This window comes from Comamonas serinivorans (genome assembly GCF_002158865.1).
Classification (GTDB): Bacteria; Pseudomonadota; Gammaproteobacteria; order Burkholderiales; family Burkholderiaceae_C; genus Comamonas_E; species Comamonas_E serinivorans.
Window position 1 is genome coordinate 2719879 of the sequence record NZ_CP021455.1, and the last position, 17980, is coordinate 2737858.

Sequence of the window (17980 nt, forward strand, 5' to 3'; positions counted from 1 at the left end):
GTCCGGACACGGGCGGACGCCCTGCCGCGAGCCGTTTCGCGGGCGCGTGGTGGGTCACCCCGCGTGCGACGACAAGACATGCTGGGGCGAGATTGGAAGTCAACTTGGCCGCGCCGGCAAGCACATGCGGTATGCCCCGTCCGCCGTTCACATGTCAACGGCTGGCCAGGTGTACCCCAACCGCATATCCTGGCCTCAGGACTTGCCGGCCTCCGCGTGGCTGAGCACCCAGCGCGCGATGAGCGTGGCGTCGGCGTCGCTGATCTGCGGGTGGCGCGGCATGATGACCGTACCCCAGGTGCCCACGCTGCCGCTGCGGATCTTGCCGGCCAGCAGGCTGACGGCATCGGCCTGCCCCGCATAGCGCTCGGCAATCGCCACGTAGCCCGGCCCCACGGCCTTGCGATCGACCATGTGGCAGCGCGCGCAGTCGCTGGCCTGGGCCAGGGCCAGGCCACGCTGCAGTTCCGGGTCGGCCGACACGCGCTGCGCCTGGGCCTCCTCGGCCGGGCTGTTCTGCAGGATGCGCCAGCCCACGTTGACCACGCCCAGCGTGATCAAGACCATCATGACCACGATGAGCACGCCCACCCATCTGGGGCGCGGTGCGTCGTGGTCGTCGTCGGGTGGCAAGGTACTCACGGTCGTGTCCATCCAGGGTGGTCGGCAGCATGGCGATGTTTGCGTCAGCAAATCATCGCCCGCTGCGGCATACCCCAATGCAACACGGCATCGGGGCGGCGTGACGGCTGAGTAACGGATCAGTGGCGGAAATGACGCACGCCGGTGAAGACCATGGCCACGCCGCGCTCGTTGGCGGCGTCGATGACCTCCTGGTCGCGCATGGAGCCACCGGGCTGGGCGACGCAGGTCGCGCCCGCGTCCACCACCACGTCCAGGCCGTCGCGGAACGGGAAGAAGGCATCGCTCGCGACCACGGTGTTCTGCAGGCTGAGCTTGGCCGCTTCGGCCTTGATGCTGGCGATGCGCGCCGAATCGAGGCGGCTCATCTGGCCTGCGCCCACGCCCATGGTCATGCCGTTCTTGCAGAACACGATGGCGTTGGACTTGACGAACTTGGCCACCTTCCAGGCAAACAGCAGGTCATTCAGCTCTTCGGGGTGGGCTGCTTGACGGTGACGACCTTCAGCTCGGCCAGCTGCAGCTCGTGGTTGTCGGCCGACTGCACCAGCAAGCCCGAGCCCACGCGCTTGGTTTCGAGCGCGTTGCGCACGGCGCCATAGCCGGCCGGCAGCGCAATCTTCATCAGGCGCACGTTGACCTTGGACTTGAAGATCTCGAGCGCCTCGGCCGAGAAGTCAGGCGCCATCAGCACCTCGGTGAACTGCTTGGCCACGGCTTCGGCCGCGGCTTTGTCCACCGGACGGTTGAAAGCGATGATGCCGCCGAAGGCGCTGGTCGGGTCGGTCTGGAAGGCCTTGCTGTAGGCCTCGTGCGCGTTCTGGCCCACGGCCACGCCGCAGGGGTTGGCGTGCTTGACGATGACGCAGGCCGGGCCCTCGAAGCTCTTGACGCATTCCCAGGCGGCGTCGGCGTCGGCGATGTTGTTGTAGCTCAGCTCCTTGCCCTGCAGCTGCACGCCCGTGGCCAGCGAACCATCGGCCACGTGGACATCGCGGTACCAGGCCGCCTGCTGGTGGCTGTTCTCGCCATAGCGCAGGTCCTGCACCTTGACGTACTGCTCGTTGAACTGGCCCGGGAACTGGGCGCGCTCGGGCACGTAGGTCTCGGCCAGCTTGGCGGCGTCGAGCTGCACGGACGACAGGTAGTTGCTGATGGCCCCGTCGTACTGGCTGATGCGGTTGAACGCAGCGACCGACAGCGAAAAGCGCAGCGCGTCGCTGAGCTTGCAGCCCTGGGCTTGCGTGGCCTTCAGCTCGGCCAGCACGGCGTCGTACTGGTCGGCGGCGGTCAGCACGCCCACGTCGGCCCAGTTCTTGGCGGCCGAGCGCACCATGGCCGGGCCGCCGATGTCGATGTTCTCGATCGCATCGGCCAGCGTGCAGCCGGGCTTGGCCACGGTGGCTTCGAACGGGTACAGGTTGACGACCAGCAGGTCGATGGTGCCGATGCCGTGCTCCTGCAACGCAGCCTGGTGCGCAGGCAGGTCACGGCGGGCCAGCAAGCCGCCGTGCACCTTGGGGTGCAGGGTCTTGACGCGGCCATCGAGCATTTCGGGGAACTGGGTCACCTCGGCCACTTCGGTGACGGGCAGCCCCTGATCGGCCAGCAGCTTGGCCGTGCCGCCGGTCGACAGCAGTTGGATGCCCAGGCCGTGCAAGGCTTGGGCGAACTCGACGATGCCGGTTTTGTCGGAAACGGAAATCAGGGCGGTTTTGACGGTCATGGCGGTGGTGGCCCGGCGGCGGCGTGGCGCGGTCAGGCTCGGGCTCACTGTGAAGGTTGGCGGGAAGGCGGCCCCGGTCGCCCCGGAAACGGGTCAAGGCGCGGGCGCTGGGGGGAAACCCGAGATTTTAAAGCGTGCCGGTCCCCACGCCAGACCACGGTGTCCGCTGCGCCGCATCCCGCAAATGCGGGATGGCAGCACCCAGCCCCTGCGCCACAATCGCGCGATGCCCTGCCCGCCCCGCGTCCTCCTGGTCGAAGACGACCCGCCCATGCTCGCGCGCCTGAGCGATGTGCTGGCCACCGCAGACATCACCGCCGATCAGTTGCAGCATGCGGGCTCGCTGGCCGAGTGCCGGAACCTGGCGACCGCCCCCGATGGCACGCTGCACCCCAGGGCCATGGCGCTGGTGGACCTGGGCCTGCCCGACGGCAGCGGCATCGACCTCATCAGCTGGCTGCGCGAGCGCGGCGCCGCGTGGCCCATCCTGGTCATCTCGGCCTGGAGCACCGAGGAGATGATCCTGGGCGCGCTGCGCGCCGGGGCCAACGGCTACGTGCTGAAAGAGCGCGACGACCTCGAGATCGCCTTCTCCATCCGCAACGTGCTGCAAGGCGGCGCGCCCATCGACCCCTTCATCGCGCGGCGCATCCTCGATCTGGCGAACCCGCTGGCCAATCCTCAGGCGAACCCACCCGCGCCTGCGGAGCCGACGGCACCCGCACTGCGCGAGGCGCTGAGCGAACGCGAGCGCCAGATCCTTCACCATGTCGCCACGGGCATGAGCAACCGCGAGATTGCCGACAGCCTGCACCTCTCCCGATGGACCATCGACACCCACATCCGGCACATCTACGACAAGCTGGCCGTCAACTCGCGCACCCAGGCCGTGCATCGCGCCCGCGCGCGTGGCTTGTTGCGTTAGCGGCGCTGCTGCTCTGGCTGTGCCCGGCTCTGCAGGGCGCGCAGGCCCAGTCCTGGCCGGGCACGGTCGAAGCGGTGCGTGGCGACTGGCACGACACCGCGCCCCCCGCCACCGGCTGGGAAGCCGCCCGCACGCCCGACGACTGGACCCGCCGCTGGCCGGGCCACGACGGCGTGGTGTGGTACCGGCTGCGCTGGGACATCGAGGGCGCGCCGCAGACGCAGGGCCTGTACATCCCCTTCGTGATGCAGGCCGCCGTCATCACCGTCAATGGCGTGGAGCTGCAGCGCGACGACCACCTGGTGGAGCCGCTGTCGCGCTCGTGGAACCGGCCCCGTTTCGTGCTGCTGCCGGCGCCGGTGCTGCACACCGGCCGCAATGAACTGCTGATCCGCGTCAGCGGCTACCACCTGTACCAGCCGGCGCTGGGGCCTGTGACCATCGGGCCGCCCGGCCCGCAGCATGCCGCCTGGCGCGACGCCTGGCTGACCCGCCAGAGCCTGAACTGGCTGAGCCTGGGCATCTGCGCCACGCTGGGCGCCTTTTTCATCGCGCTGTGGCTGATGCGGCGGCGCGAAACCGCCTATGGCTGGTATGGCGCGCAGCAAGCGGCACGCTTCGTGTTCACCGCCAACTTCGTGGCCACCAGCCCCTGGCCGTTCACGCACAGCGACACCTGGGCCGCCGTGGTCTCCATCGCCTACGTGCTGTTCCATGGCTGCAATGCCATGTTCGTGCTGCGCTTCATGGGCCAGCGCTGGCCGCGCCGCGAGGCCGTGCTGTGGCTGCTGATCGGCTTGCTCTGCGCGGCCACCCTGCTGGCCCCGCATGAGCAGTTGCGGACGATGCGGAACGTCATGGCCTGGGCCTCGTCGGCCCTGTTGCTCGCCATCGCCGGCGTCTTCGTCACGCTGGCCTGGTGGCGCGGGGGCACCCTGCCCCAGCGGCTGCTGTCGCTCACGGCGCTGGCCAGTGCCGCGGCCATGGTCAACGACCTGCTGGTGTTCACCCGCATCGTGGACAGCAACTTCTACCTGGCGCCCTACACCGACGCCCTCTCCACCGTCGGCATCGCGCTGACCCTGGCCTGGACCTTCGTGACCAACACGCGGCGCATCGAAAGCTTTGCCGACGAGCTGCAGCACAGCGTGGCGGCGGCGCGGGCCGACCTCGCCGCCTCGCTGGCCCACCAGCACGCACTGGCGCTGCTGCACGCCCGCCTGGGCGAGCGCGTGAACCTGGCGCATGACCTGCACGACGGCCTGGGCAGCATGCTGATCGGCCACATCAACACGCTGGAGCGCCGCCACCAGCCGGTGCAGCCGACCGAGGTGCTGGACATGCTGCGCGGCATGCGCGACGACCTGCGGCTGATCATCGACACCGCCGCCGCCCAGCAATATGGCGAGCTGATGCTGGCCGACCTGCTCGCGCCGCTGCGCCACCGCTGCAGCCGGCTGTTCGAGCTGCACGGCATCGACGTGCACTGGCAGGTCGCCCACATCGACCGCCTGCACCTGAGCACCACCCAAAGCCTGGACGTGCTGCGCATCCTGCAGGAGGCCCTGACCAACGTGCTCAAGCACAGCCAGGCCACGCGCGTGGACGTGGCGCTGGTGCGCGAGGACAGCCACTTGGTCCTGAGCGTGCGCGACAACGGCATCGGCCTGAGCGACCCGTCCACCCGCGGCTCGCCGGGCGCCACCGGCCTGCACAGCATGCAGGCCCGCGCCCAGCGGCTGAAGGCCGAACTCCGCATCCACTCGTCCGGCCGGGCCACCGAAGTGAGGCTGCGCATGCCCTGGCCCGAGCCGGCGGCCTCGACCGACGCCGGCGCCTGAGGCAGCACCGTGGCGGCTGGCTCGATGCGCGTGCTGCAACGAACCATTAAGCAGTATGGTCATTTTCTCGATTCAGTTAAAACGAGCACCAAGCCATACTCCATGAGCATCATTCGCTGACCGATTCAGCCGGCACCCAAAGCACGCAGCGGCCTTCGTGGGGCGCGCGTGGGCGCTTGACCGGACCACCTTGGAACACGGTGGCCAACGTGCCCGCAGGCCTGTGTCGCACCGCGCGCGGCTGGCGATCCAACGCGTTCCAGACGCCTGTGGCAGAAGTTGCGGTCGCCGCTGTCGGCGTTCGAAGGTGCGCGTCGCTCCCAACGAGCGCCAGGCTCTTCAACGGCCTGCTCACCCTGACGCGTGCCACCTCCTCCACAGCATGCGTGCAGCATGGCCACCTTGGCGTTCATCTCAAAACGACAATGCCGCCATACCATGTCTACATGCCGGTGGTGTGCGTCAGCCCTTGCGGCGTGCGCGACGCAAACCAACCGCGCCCGCCAACACCGTCAACATGGCCAGGGCCCAGGGGCCCAGCGCCGGCACGGGCACCGGGGTCGGCGCGACGACCGCGTACGTGGCGACCACGCTGCGCGGGCCGGTGACCGGGGACAGCGTGCACGTGTGCTCGTTCACGGCGTCGCAACCGGTGAAGCCCACCAGGCGGTAGCCGGTGTTGGCGGTGGCCGTGCAGCTGGCACTGTCGCCGTGGCTCACGCTCGCCGGGCACAGCAAGGTGCCGCCTTCAGCGGGGCTGACGCTGGCGACGACGGGGTAGCTGTTGGCCAGGAACTGGGCCGTGACGGTGCAGGCCTCGGTGATCGGCCCGGTGGTGTACGCGTTCTCGCCCGCACCCGACGGGGTGCCGCCACAGCCGCTGATGAGGGCGGTGGTGTGGCCCGGTGCGGGCACGGCGGTGCAGGACAGGCTGGCGCCGTGGTCCACGCTGGCGGCCTGGCAGCTCAAGCTGCCGCCTGCGCCGGCTGCGGGGGTCACGGTGTAGCGGTTGACCTCGAACAGCGCCGTGACGCTGCGGTTGACGTCCATGGTCAGGCTGCAAGGGCCGGTGCCGCTGCAGTCGCCGCCCCAGCCGCTGAAATGGTGGCCTGCCGCCGCCACGGCGGACAGGCTGACGCCAACGGCCGAGGTGTAGCTGGCGTTGCAGGTGCCCCCGCTGGCCGTGCAGGCGATGGCGCTGGCCGCGTCGCTCACCGTGCCCTCGCCGGTGACGGCCACGCTGAGCACCTGGCGCGGCGCCTGTGGCAGCTCGACCGCGCCCAGGTCGCACCCTGCGCCCTGTGGGCGCAGAGCGCCCCGCTGGTCAACGGCCGGGCACAGGCCGGCATCGCCCACATCGATGGCCGCCCCCGCCAGGCCAGGCATCCGCGTCTGCCCCAGGCCGCCGTTGTCGGCCAGGGGCCCGAGCAGCGGATCGCCGGTCAGCACGCTGGCACAGGTGGCGCTGGCCGGGCAACCGCTCTGCACGATGCTGTGCGAGATCTGTGCGGCGCCCCCCAAGATGTCCTGCGTCGCCGCGTTGCTGGCCTGGTTGTCCCAGAAGATGGCGTTGGTGACGATCGGCCTGGCGTTGCTGCCCTGGTTGTAGATGGCGCCCCCCATGTGGTTGAGGCCCAGCGCGGCATTCCCCGTGAAGGTGACGTTGGTCAGCCGCATGGCGTTGGTGCCCGCATTGCCCTGGTTGTAGATGGCACCGCCACCGTTCACGCCCGTGCCGGTGGTGGCGTTGTTGACAAAGGTGGCGTTGGTGATGACCGGGCTGGCCTGCGGGGCGCCCGCGCTGCCGCTGCTGTTGTAGATCGCGCCACCATTGGGCGCGCGGTTGTTGCTGAAGGTGGCGCCCGTGATGACGGGGTGGGCCTGGCCGTCCACGTTGGCGTAGCTGTACACGGCGCCCCCTACCGCGGTGGCCGTGTTGCCGTCAAACACCACGTCGGTCAGCTGTGGGCTGGCCGTGCCGCGGGCGTTCGTCCCCGCATCCAGCATCAGCGCGCCGCCGTAGCGCGCCGTGTTGTTGAGGAAGCGCACGCGCTGGATGCGGGGGCTGCAGCTGCGGTTCACGTTGAACAGGCTGGCGTTGCAGTACGCGCCGCCGCCCCAGCCGAAGCCGGTCAGGTTGCTGCCGTTCTGGATGGTGAGGCCTTCGATCACGGTGTCGGCGGTGATCGAGCCTCCCGCGGTGGTGCCGTCCAGGGTCAACACCCGCTGGGCACCCCCGCCATCGAGCACGGCCAGGCCAGGATCGATGGGCGTCACGCGGTCGCTGGCCGCGGCTTCGGTGCCCGCGAAACCACCACGCAGCACGAGGTTGCGGTTGATGACCAAGCCGCCGGTGTAAGTGCCAGGGGCCAGCCAGACTTCGGTGCAGCTGGCGGTGGCCAGCGCGCTCGCCAGGTTCTTGGGCGTGGTCCAGAGCGCGCCATCGTTACCGGCGGTGCCGGTGGGGCTGACGCGGCAGACGGCGGCCTGGGCGCTGGCGGCGGTCAACAGGCCTGCTGCGAGCAAGGCCAGGGCGTGAGAACAAGGAGGCATGGCGATGAGGGGCCTGGCGCGGGCGCGCGCCCTGGCTCAGGTGGACATCGCCCCATGCTAGGAAGAGACCACGGCCCGCACATCCCGTAAATCAGTGATTCGGTGGCTGGCGTGCTTCGACCGCCACAGCCGCACCCCAAGTCGGGAGGGCACAGGCGGGTCAGGCTCCCGCCCTGCGAGACGGCGAACGCCTCGCCAACCCTTCACCTCAATCGGCCAGCAGGCGGTGCTCCAGCAGCTTCTTGCGCAGCGTGTTGCGGTTCAGGCCCAGCCACTGGGCGGCGCGCGACTGGTTGTTGCCGGCCTTGTTCATCACCAACTCGAGCATGGGCCGTTCGACGGCCTTGACGATCAGGTCATACAGGCCATCCGGCTCGATGCCGCGCAGGTCCTCGAAATAGGTCTGCAGGCTGTCTTTCACACACTCGTCGATCGATTGTTTGCTCATGTCGCAGGCGGTCATCCGGGCTGGGCAAAGCCACCCGGCGTGGCGCAAAAAAGTCGCCGATTCTAACTGCACATTTTTTCAGCACGCCATCCGCCTTTCCCCGACCCCGAGGCAGCGGCCCGCACCACTCGCCCGCCGCCGGCGACAGCGTCCGAGGTCGCCGCCTCACCCCCGAGAAAACCCTCGGTTTCATGCCTGAAAAACCCCGTGCGACAAGGCTTAGCGCCCCGGTGACATGGTTGCGGCGGACCCGCGGCTAGCATGCGTCACGCGACGGCCATGCCACCTGTTCGGATGCCGTCTCTTGGCTTTTTTCGCTGATTTCATCACCATGCAAGACACCCTGCTGACCTTCCCGCGCACCGTTTTCCGCGACGACCACGAAATGCTGCGCGCTTCGGCCCGCCGCTTTTTTGACACCGAGTGCCTGCCCAAGCAGGACGCCTGGAACGAGGCCGGCAAGACCGACCGCGACACCTGGCTCAAAGGCGGCCGTGAAGGCTTGCTGTGCACGGGCATCTCCGAAGAGTACGGCGGCGGCGGCGGCGACTTCGGCCATGCCGCCGTGCTGGTCGAAGAAGCCGCTTACGCCGGCGTGTCCGGCCTGGGCTTTCAGCTGCACTCGGACATCATCGCGCTGTACATCCAGCGCCTGGGCACCGAAGAGCAAAAGAAGAAATGGCTGCCCAAGTGCGTGACCGGCGAGGTCATCCTGGCCGTGGCCATGAGCGAACCCGGCGCGGGCTCGGACCTGAAATCGGTGCGCACCACCGCCATCCGCGATGGCGACGAGTACGTGATCAATGGCTCCAAGACCTTCATCTCGAACGGCCTGAACTGCGACCTGGTCGTGGTGGTCTGCAAGACCAACCCCGAACTCGGCGGCAAGGGCGTGTCGCTGGTGCTGGTCGAGACCGACCGCCCCGGTTTCCGCCGTGGCCGCAAGCTCAACAAGATGGGCCAGGAAGCCGCCGACACGGCCGAGCTGTTCTTTGACGACGTGCGCGTGCCCGTCAGCAACCTGCTGGGTGAAGAAGGCCGCGGCATGAACTACCTGATGCAGGAGCTGCCGCAGGAGCGTTTCATCATCGCCGTGGGCGCCGCCGCCACGCTGGAAGCCTGCTTCGCCGAAACCGTGAAGTACACCAAGGAGCGCATGGTGTTCGGCAAGCCGCTGTTCGACTTCCAGAACACCAAGTTCAAGCTGGCCGAGGTGAAGTCGCGCATCACCGCCGTGCGCATGATGGTGGATGCTTACCTGGTCGAGCACATGAAGCGCAAGCTGACGCTGGAAGAAGCGGCCATTGCCAAGCTGTTCGCCACCGAAGAGCAGACCAAGTGCCTGGACGAGCTGCTGCAGTTCTTCGGCGGTTACGGCTACATGATGGAGTACCGCATCTGCCGTTCGTACGTGGACACGCGCGTGGCCCGCATCTATGGCGGCACCAGCGAAGTGCAGAAGGAGCTGATCGCGCGCAACATCTGATCGCGCCGATCGCCAGGCAGTATGGCTGCACTGCCGTTTTAAACCAAACGGCTACTGCGCCATACTGCCTTTAAACAGGCCACCGCATCCACAACAACGACGCTTTGCAGGAGACAAGATGCACCCTTACCTTCACGCCCAGAATTTCCCCGACAAGCCCGCCTACGTCATGGCCGAAACGGGCGAAACGCTGACCTACCGCCAACTCGACGAACGCTCGAACCAGTTCGCCCAGCTGCTGCGCGCACGGGGCGTGCAAAGCGGTGACCACATCTCGCTGATGCTGGAAAACCGGCTGGAATTCTTCGTCGCCACCTGGGGCGCCCAGCGTGCCGGCATCATCTTCACGGCCCTGAGCACGCGGCTCAAGACCGAAGAGGTGGTCTACATCCTCGAGAACTCGCGCGCCAAGCTGTTCCTCACGTCCAAGGCCTATGGCGATGTGGCGGCCGCCATCCTGCCCCGCATCGAGGCGGGCGTGCCCAACCGCCTGATGATCGACGGCCCCGCACCGGGCTATGACGACTTCGCCACCGAGTTGGCCAAGCAGCCCACGACCCCGATCGCCGACCAGCGCGGCGGCGGCGACATGCTGTATTCCAGCGGCACCACCGGCAAGCCCAAGGGCGTGTTCATCCCGCCCGAGTCCGACGACATCGCTTACGTCGGCACCCTGACCAAGATCTGCGCCAACTACTTTGGCATGAACACCGACACGGTGTACCTGTCGCCCGCGCCGCTCTACCACGCCGCCCCCATGCGCTACTGCATGACGGTGACCCGCCTGGGCGGCACCGTGCACGTGATGCCGCATTTCGATGCGGAGGACTACATGCGCCAGGTGGCCACGCACAAGATCACGCACTCGCAGCTGGTGCCCACCATGTTCGTGCGCATGCTGAAGCTGGACCCGGCCACGCGCGCGCAGTACGACATGTCGTCGCTCAAGTTCGCCATCCATGCGGCCGCGCCCTGCCCGATTCCGGTCAAGCAGCAGATGCTGGACTGGTGGGGCCCCATCATCTGGGAATACTACGCAGGCACCGAGGGCAACGGCCTGACGCTGGTGAACGCCGAGGGCTGGCTGGCCAACAAGGGCACCGTGGGCAAGGCCGTGCTGGGCGTGATCCACATCTGCGACGACGAAGGCAACGAGCTGCCCACGGGCGAGGTCGGCACCATCTACTTCGGCGAGGGCAAGGAATTCACCTACCACGACGACCCCAAGAAAACCGCTGAAACGCGCCACCCCAAGGGCTGGACGACGCTGGGCGATGTGGGCTACGTCAACGAAGGCGGCTACCTGTTCCTGACCGACCGCAAGGCCTACATGATCATCTCGGGCGGGGTGAACATCTACCCGCAAGAGGTGGAAGACCTGCTGGTCACGCACCCCAAGGTGCTGGACGCGGCCGTGTTCGGCATCCCCAACGAGGATTTCGGCGAAGAAGTGAAGGCCGTGGTGCAGCTGCGCGACCCGGCCGAAGCCAGCGACAGCCTGGCCCAGGACCTGATGGACTTCTGCCGCCAGAACCTGTCGTCGATCAAGTCGCCCAAGACGCTGGACTTCATGGACGAGTTGCCGCGCCACCCCACCGGCAAGCTCTACAAGCGGCTGCTGCGCGACCCCTACTGGGCTGGCCGCGCCACCAGCATCATCTGACGCCAGCGCGCGTGGCAGGCCTGGGCGGGCTGCCGGACCCGTTTTTCATGCAGTACCCAACGAGGAGAGACCCATGAACGCGATCCGCAGGACCACCTGGGCCTTGGCTGCCGGCCTGGCCCTCATGAGCACCGCCATGGCGCAGGCGCCCGCGCCGGCCCAGGACGCCGCGAGCTACCCCAACCGCCCGGTGAAGGTGATCGTGGGCTGGGCCGCGGGCGGCGCCACCGACGTCATCGCGCGCGTGCTCAGCGAGAAGTGGAGCAAGTCCATGGGACAGTCCTTCGTGGTCGACAACAAACCGGGCGCCGGCGGCATCATGGGTGCCGATGCGTTGGCCAAGTCGCCGCCCGATGGCTACACCATCTCGGTGTTCCTGAGCGCCACGCTCACCGCCAATCAGTTCGTCTACAACAAGCTGCCCTACAACCCGGACAAAGACTTCGCGCTCATCACGCACCTGACCAATGGCGCCGTGGTGCTGGCCGCGCGGCCCGAGACGCCGTATGCCACCGCCCGCGAATTCGCCGACTACATCAAGGCCCACCCCGGCAAGGTCAAGTACGGCTCGTATGGCACGGGCTCGTTCGGCCACGTCATCATGGCCTACATCGACGAGATGCAGCGCGGCCAGATGACGCACGTGCCCTACAAGGGCGAAACACCGCTGCTGCAGGACCTGGTCGGCGGCTCGGTCGAGCTGGCCCTGGTCAGCGTGGCGAACTCCGAACAGCACGTGAAGGCCGGCAAGCTCAAGTACCTGGGTGTGACGGGCCCCAAGCGCCTGCAGGCCCTGCCCAATGTGCCCACGCTGGCCGAGCAAGGCCTGGACGAGGTGCCCCTGAAGATGGTGGGCTGGACCGGCATCGCGGCGCCCGCCGGCACGCCCAAACCCATCATCGACAAGCTGGTCGCCGAAACCCACAAGGCCTTGCAGGACCCGGCCGTGCAGGCCCGCATCATGGGCTTCGGCAACGAGGTGGTCACCAACGGCACGCCGGCCGAGGCGCTGGCGCGCTACAAGGCCGATGTGCCGATCTGGAAAAAACTCGTCGACCTCTCGGGCGCCAGGGCCAACTGATGCACTGACGCCTGCCCTCTTTCTGTTTACCTGCCAGCGCTTGCGGTTGAAGCGCTGGTTTCGCGCTTGTTGCGCACCAACCCAAGCGGTTAGCCCCGCACTCCGACTCACTGCCAACCATGTTCATTGCCGTATCGCGCCGCGCCCTTGCGCTGGCCCTGCCCGCCCTGCTCGTTACAGGCCATGCCAGCGCCCAGGACGCCGCCGCCAACTACCCCAATCGCCCCGTGCGTGTGATCGTCGGCATGCCCCCAGGCGGCGCCACCGACATCATGGCGCGTGTCATCGGCGAGAAGCTGGGCGCCCAGCTGGGCCAGTCTTTCGTGGTGGACAACCGCCCGGGCGCGGGCGGCATCATCGGCACCGATGCGGTGGCCAAGGCCGCTCCCGATGGCTACACGATTTCGCTGATCCTCAGCGGTGCGGTGATCGCGAATCAGTTCGTCTACAGCAAGCTGCCTTACAACCCGGACAAGGATTTCACCTACGTCTCCCAGGTGATGGAGGGGGTGGTGGTGCTAACGGCCGATGCGAAGGCGCCGTACAAGGATGCCAAGGAGTTTGCGGCGTATGCCAAGGCCAATCCGGGCAAGGTGTCGTATGGCTCGTACAGCACGGGCTCGTATGGGCACGTGGTGATGGCGTACATGAACAAGCAGCAGGGGGCCGACATGACGCATGTGGCCTACAAGGGCGAGGCGCCGATGATCCAGGGCATGCTGGGCGGTGAGGCTCAGCTGGCGTTTGGCAGCGTGATGAACATGGGCCCGCATGTGGCGTCCGGCAAGTTCAAGTACCTGGGGGTGTCCGGTCCCAAGCGCATGGCGGCACTGCCGAATGTGCCGACGCTGGCCGAGCAGGGCCTGACGGATGCGCCCTACCGCATGTCGGGCTGGGCCGGGTTCATCGCACCGGCGGCCACGCCCAAGCCCATCATCGACAAGCTGGCGGCGGCCATTCACACGGCCATGGCCGATCCGGCGATCCAAAAGCGCATCCGCGACATGGGCTTTGAGCCGACGCTGGACAGCTCGCCGGCCAAGAACATGGAGCGCTACAAGCACGATGTGCCGATCTGGAAGAACCTGATCGAGTTGGCCGACGCCAAGATTCAGTGACGGTCGGCGGCAGGCCCCACGCAGGGCGTCTGCCGTGTCGGCCCATCCTCCCCTGGCGCGGGGCGATGTAGCGCGCCGCGTCACCCCCTCATGTGCCGGCTCGGCACAAGGTTCCCCAGCCAGGGGGCCGGCCCACCGCCAGAGCACAGCCGCTGGGCAGCCGGCGATGCCCGTACCGTCTGCGGTATCGTCGGACCTCCCCTCCCTCCGAGCGCAAGCCCTTTTCCCGCCGCCATGCCGCCTGCAGACGCTCCCGCTAACCTGGCCGACCAGGTCGCAGACACCCTTCGCACCGAACTCATGCACGGCGCTTTTGCACCGGGCCAACGCCTGTCCGAGTCCACGCTGTGTGAGCGCCTGGGCGTGTCGCGCAACACGCTGCGCGAAGCCTTTCGCCTGTTGACCAAGGACGGCCTGCTCACCCACACGCCCAACCGCGGCGTCTTCGTCGGCATGCCCAGCATGGCGGCCATCATCGACATCTACCGCGTGCGCCGCATGGTCGAGTGCCACGCCATGGCCCAGGCCTACCCGCTGCACCCGGCCAAAAAGCGCATGCGCAGCGCCGTGGAGCAGGCGCTGGCCGCGCGCGAGGTCCGCGACTGGAATGCCGTGGGCTCGAGCAACATGGACTTCCACATGGCCGTCGTCGAGCTGGCCGACAGCGAACGCACCAACACCTGGTTTGCGCAGGTGCTGGCCGAACTGCGCCTGGCCTTCGGCCTGATGCACGACCCCGAGTTCCTGCACGCGCCCTACGTGGACCGCAACCAGGAGATCCTGGAGCTGGTGCTGGCCAACCAGTTCAGCCAGGCCGCGCAGGCGCTGCACGACTACCTCACGCACTCCGAGCGCATCGTGCTGGCTGTGCACGCGCGCCAGTTGGCCGCGACCAAGGGCCACTGACCCACGGCTCGCGTCGGGCCGGCCAAGCGTCTTGCCGCATCCCCTGAAACTGGAATCACGCGCAGTCGCACAGCGTCTGGTCCCTTCACGAGTCCACCGACCGCTTGCACACCACTGCCTCACCGGCAGGTAGCTCGGCAGCTTGCAACCGTCGCGCCCCTCAGCCTCGGCGGTCAGGAGTATCTTGCTCTCCTTGTTCAATTCTCATCGACTGTTGCCCTGTACTGGCTCACGCGATAGCGGGCAACGCGGGCCAGGCGCGCCTTAGACGTGCGGCGCATCAGCGGCTTGACGGCATTGGCACATCGGGACTGGCTGCTCCCGCCGACGCATCAGCGTGGTGGACCCGCTCCATCATCAGTCGATCCGAGGCGGTGGGAAAAACAGCGCTCGATCGCCCAGGGCAGCGCGTCGACAACATGGGTCGACATGCGCTTCAGGCCATTCTTTTCAGTCAGGGTTCACCTGCAGGTGAACACGGCTCGCCCCCGATCAACGAGCAGCCAGCCGGTTGGCCACCCAAGCCCGTGGCCATCGATTGACCATCGCGGAGTATCCCGCCATAGTCGATTGAAATGCATCGATCATCCGCCCATACCTCACTCAATTCGGATACTCTGTCAATCGATCCAGTCGTCTGACCATCAATGGCAGCGCTTGAGACCGCGCTGACTCACGGCCGCCTTGCGCCGGTCGGTGGACACCGTCAGCGCCGGCCTCGCCCGCCGCCCGAGCGTCCCCCACCGGTGCGTCCACCGCCCGACCGACCGCCACCACCCGAGCGGGGGCCATCGTTCTTGCGCTGGCGGAAGAAGCTGTCGGCGCCGATGTAGCCCTGCGAGGTGCGCAGCGGATCGGGCTGCCCCCCCGCGCCACGGCCGCGGCCGGCCTGGCCGGGCGCGCGGCGACCCCGGCCCTCGGCCACACGGCGGTCGACGAACTCGTCGCCGGGACCCTCTCCGCGGGCCTCGCGGTCGGGACGCGTGAAGCCGTCGCGCGCGTTCTGGATGCGGGCATCGCGGGCCTGGACCATGCGTTGGTCGCGCTGCGACAGCGGACCGCTCGAAGGCCGCGGCCCGCCGCCACGGCCGCTGCGGTCGGCGTTGCGGCCCCGCTTGTTGCGCATGGACTGCACCTCTTGCGCCTTGCGCACCACATGGGCCGGCACCTCGTGGCCCACCTGCGGCAGGCCCACGGCTTCGGTCAGGGCGCGGATGTCGCGGTGGTCCAGCTCCATCCAATGCCCGCGGCGCAGGCCGCGCGGCAGCAGCATGGCGCCGTAGCGGATGCGGATCAGGCGGCTGACGGCGTGACCCACGGCCTCCATCATGCGGCGCACTTCGCGGTTGCGGCCTTCGGAAATGGTGACGCGGTACCACTGGTTGGCGCCCTCGCCGCCACCGTCTTCGATGGCGGAGAACTGGGCCGGGCCGTCTTCGAGCTGCACGCCGTCCAGCAGGCGCTGCTTTTCATCGTCTGACAGCGCCCCCAGCACGCGCACGGCGTACTGGCGTTGCAAGCCGAAACGCGGGTGCATCAGCCGGTTGGCCAGGCTGCCGGAGTTGGTGAACAGCAGCAGGCCTTCGGTGTTCAAGTCCAGGCGCCCGACCGACTGCCACTTGCCCGTGGGCAGCCGCGGCAGGCTGCGGAACACGGTGGGCCGGTTCTGCGGGTCGTTGTGCGACACCACCTCGCCTTCGGGCTTGTGGTAGGCGATGACGCGGGCCGGCGGCGGCGCGATGTGCACGCGCACCGGCTTGCCGTTCACCTTGATCACGTCGCCAAACTGGATGCGCTGGCCCACGTGCGCGGGCTCGTTGTTGACCGAGATGCGCCCTTCTGTGATGAGGCGCTCCATCTCCAGGCGCGAGCCCATGCCAGCCTGCGCCAGCACCTTGTGCAGCTTGGGGGCATCGGCCTGGGGCGCGAGCACCCGCTTGGGGGCTTGCGTGCTGGCGGCCTGCTTGTCGAACGCGCCCGAGGTGATGGCCGAGAAGGCGTCCCAGTCCCGCGGTTGCGCCGCGGCCTCGTCGGCGTGATCGTCAGAGGACTCGTCATGCCATTCGTCAGCGTCCGCGTCGTCGATGCCAACTTCATCCAACAGGGTATCAGACCCTTCCGATGATCCATCAATCGGCACCTGCGAATACCCTCGCTTTTTTTGCGAAGCCCGCTCAGGCTTGGGCCCGCGCAGGGCGGCTTCGGCGCGGCGCGCAGCGGGACCGCGGCGGCGCTTGGCCGGCGCAGCCTCTTGCGGCGGCTCGCCCGATGGCGGCGTGGGCGTCACGCCGTCGCTGGATGCAGCAGGATCGGCGATCGACTTGGGGGTGTCAGGGGAAGAATCGGTGCTCATGGCGGGTCAGGGCTCGGTTGGGTCGTCGCGCCCTTGGGAGGCTGCGGGAGACGATGCCGGCGCAGCCGGATCGGAAAGGTGTGAAACAGAAGTGGCCGTCCACGTGGACGGACGCTCGACTGGCTGAAGTCCCGGCTCAGGAGCCAGGTCGTGAGGTGGGCTCGTGCGCTCGTTGAACGCAGCCGAAGGCGCCTGGGCTGCAGGGTTGGGTGTGACGGGCGGGTCAGGCTCGCCGTCCGCCATGGCTTCGGCAGGCGGCTCGGCAAGATCCTCGCAGACCGGCTCAGCGCTGGATGCAGGGAGCAACGCGGGCTGCTGGCCCTCTGTGCCAGCGTGCCAAGGTTCGGAGGGCACGGTGGCCTCAGGCTGCGGCGGGTGGCTCGTCGGCTCCGGGTCCGGTGGCGATGCGCCTTGCATCACCGGCGCGGGTTGCACAGGGGTCTGGCTGGCGGCGTCCTCGGCCACCGGCTCGGGCATGTCCTGCCCGTCCATGGCGAGATTTTGGGGGTGTGAGGGTGCGCCCGCGTCGACGGACGCATCAACGAACGTGACGACGGGTGCCGCATCAACTGCTGCCTCACCCGGCAGCGCATCGTCCGGCGCCCCACCGGCGCCCGCGGCCGCTTCGGGAAAGAGCTCTGCCGAAGCTTCGTCGCCCAGCCGGGTCATCACCTTGGCCATGACGGCCTCGCTGTGCTCCAGCGTGGGCAGGTCTTCGAGCGAGCCCAGGCCCAGGTCGTCGAGAAAGGCGCGCGTGGTGGCGTACAGCGCCGGCCGACCCGGCCCTTCCCGGTGTCCGATGACCTCGACCCAGCCCCGGTCTTCCAGCTGCTTGATGACCGTGGTGTTGATGGTGACCCCCCGGATGTCTTCCATGTCGCCGCGCGTCACGGGCTGGCGGTAGGCGATGATGGCCAGGGTTTCGAGCGCCGCCCGCGAGTACCGCGGCGGCTTTTCGGGGTGCAGGCGATCGAGGTATTCCCGCATCTGCGGCCGGCTTTGAAAGCGCCAGCCCGACGCCACCTGCACCAGCTCCAGCCCGCGCTGGCTCCACTGCAGCTGCAAGTCTTCGAGCAGGCCACGCACCGTGTCGGCGCTCACGGCGTCGCCAAACAGCGTGCGCAGGTCGCGCAGGCTGACGGGCTGCAGGCTGCACAGGAGTGCGGTTTCCAGAATTTGCTTGGCTGCGATGCTGTTCATGCGCAGGAACGATAGGGGTTGGCCGCGGGGAGCGGCGT

12 protein-coding genes and 1 pseudogene are annotated in these 17980 nt (G+C 68.1%); 7 read left to right on the forward strand and 6 right to left on the reverse strand.

The window, feature by feature from the left end:
* Positions 1-195: 195 nt before the first annotated feature.
* Positions 196-642: a c-type cytochrome gene (locus CCO03_RS11490; RefSeq protein ID WP_236903785.1), complete on the reverse strand. Its 447-nt coding sequence runs from the start codon at positions 640-642 to the stop codon at positions 196-198.
* Positions 643-761: 119 nt separating this feature from the next.
* Positions 762-2368, reverse strand: a pseudogene (gene purH, locus CCO03_RS11495) (bifunctional phosphoribosylaminoimidazolecarboxamide formyltransferase/IMP cyclohydrolase).
* 226 nt (positions 2369-2594) lie between these two features.
* Between purH and CCO03_RS11500 the strand changes: the two are divergent.
* On the forward strand, positions 2595-3293 hold the full coding sequence (locus tag CCO03_RS11500; RefSeq protein ID WP_087284589.1) for a LuxR C-terminal-related transcriptional regulator: 699 nt from the start codon (positions 2595-2597) through the stop codon (positions 3291-3293).
* Between the two features lie 74 nt (positions 3294-3367).
* A complete protein-coding gene (locus tag CCO03_RS11505) occupies positions 3368-5134 on the forward strand; it encodes a sensor histidine kinase (protein ID WP_236903786.1) in 1767 nt (588 codons plus the stop codon).
* 462 nt (positions 5135-5596) lie between these two features.
* Here CCO03_RS11505 and CCO03_RS11510 read toward each other — a convergent pair whose 3' ends face one another.
* Both CCO03_RS11510 and CCO03_RS11515 read right to left on the reverse strand, forming a co-directional pair.
* The gene (locus CCO03_RS11510; protein WP_157667655.1) at positions 5597-7687 is read right to left on the reverse strand and encodes an IPTL-CTERM sorting domain-containing protein; all 2091 of its coding nucleotides are present in this window, start codon (positions 7685-7687) and stop codon (positions 5597-5599) included.
* Between the two features lie 208 nt (positions 7688-7895).
* On the reverse strand, positions 7896-8135 hold the full coding sequence (locus tag CCO03_RS11515) for a helix-turn-helix domain-containing protein (protein WP_087284590.1): 240 nt from the start codon (positions 8133-8135) through the stop codon (positions 7896-7898).
* Positions 8136-8481: 346 nt separating this feature from the next.
* Here CCO03_RS11515 and CCO03_RS11520 point away from each other — a divergent pair, with 346 nt between their 5' ends.
* From CCO03_RS11520 to CCO03_RS11540, 5 genes are all read left to right on the forward strand, one after another.
* Complete coding sequence (locus CCO03_RS11520) at positions 8482-9621, forward strand: acyl-CoA dehydrogenase family protein (RefSeq protein WP_087284592.1); 1140 nt, start codon at positions 8482-8484, stop codon at positions 9619-9621.
* A 118-nt stretch (positions 9622-9739) separates the two neighbouring features.
* A complete protein-coding gene (locus tag CCO03_RS11525; RefSeq protein WP_087281174.1) occupies positions 9740-11284 on the forward strand; it encodes an acyl-CoA synthetase in 1545 nt (514 codons plus the stop codon).
* Between the two features lie 73 nt (positions 11285-11357).
* Entirely contained in the window at positions 11358-12365 is a 1008-nt protein-coding gene (locus CCO03_RS11530; protein WP_087281176.1) for a Bug family tripartite tricarboxylate transporter substrate binding protein, read from the forward strand.
* Between the two features lie 119 nt (positions 12366-12484).
* A complete protein-coding gene (locus tag CCO03_RS11535) occupies positions 12485-13483 on the forward strand; it encodes a Bug family tripartite tricarboxylate transporter substrate binding protein (RefSeq protein WP_087281178.1) in 999 nt (332 codons plus the stop codon).
* 234 nt (positions 13484-13717) lie between these two features.
* Positions 13718-14389, forward strand: a complete 672-nt coding sequence (locus tag CCO03_RS11540) for a GntR family transcriptional regulator (protein ID WP_087281180.1) — start codon at positions 13718-13720, stop codon at positions 14387-14389.
* Positions 14390-15095: 706 nt separating this feature from the next.
* On the opposite strand, the gene rluB is transcribed toward CCO03_RS11540, so the two are convergent.
* Both rluB and scpB read right to left on the reverse strand, forming a co-directional pair.
* A complete protein-coding gene (rluB, locus tag CCO03_RS11545; RefSeq protein ID WP_087281182.1) occupies positions 15096-16742 on the reverse strand; it encodes a 23S rRNA pseudouridine(2605) synthase RluB in 1647 nt (548 codons plus the stop codon).
* A 6-nt stretch (positions 16743-16748) separates the two neighbouring features.
* Entirely contained in the window at positions 16749-17942 is a 1194-nt protein-coding gene (gene scpB, locus CCO03_RS11550; RefSeq protein WP_087281184.1) for an SMC-Scp complex subunit ScpB, read from the reverse strand.
* Positions 17943-17980: the final 38 nt, after the last annotated feature.

Coding starts and splice junctions, on each gene's coding strand:
- CCO03_RS11530 (WP_087281176.1), top strand. CDS start 11,358: ATGAACGCGATCCGCAGGACCACCTGGGCCTTGGCTGCCGGCCTGGCC.
- CCO03_RS11525 (WP_087281174.1), top strand. CDS start 9,740: ATGCACCCTTACCTTCACGCCCAGAATTTCCCCGACAAGCCCGCCTAC.
- scpB (WP_087281184.1), bottom strand. CDS start 17,942: ATGAACAGCATCGCAGCCAAGCAAATTCTGGAAACCGCACTCCTGTGC.
- CCO03_RS11540 (WP_087281180.1), top strand. CDS start 13,718: ATGCCGCCTGCAGACGCTCCCGCTAACCTGGCCGACCAGGTCGCAGAC.
- rluB (WP_087281182.1), bottom strand. CDS start 16,742: ATGAGCACCGATTCTTCCCCTGACACCCCCAAGTCGATCGCCGATCCT.
- CCO03_RS11535 (WP_087281178.1), top strand. CDS start 12,485: ATGTTCATTGCCGTATCGCGCCGCGCCCTTGCGCTGGCCCTGCCCGCC.
- CCO03_RS11515 (WP_087284590.1), bottom strand. CDS start 8,135: ATGAGCAAACAATCGATCGACGAGTGTGTGAAAGACAGCCTGCAGACC.
- CCO03_RS11500 (WP_087284589.1), top strand. CDS start 2,595: ATGCCCTGCCCGCCCCGCGTCCTCCTGGTCGAAGACGACCCGCCCATG.
- CCO03_RS11510 (WP_157667655.1), bottom strand. CDS start 7,687: ATGCCTCCTTGTTCTCACGCCCTGGCCTTGCTCGCAGCAGGCCTGTTG.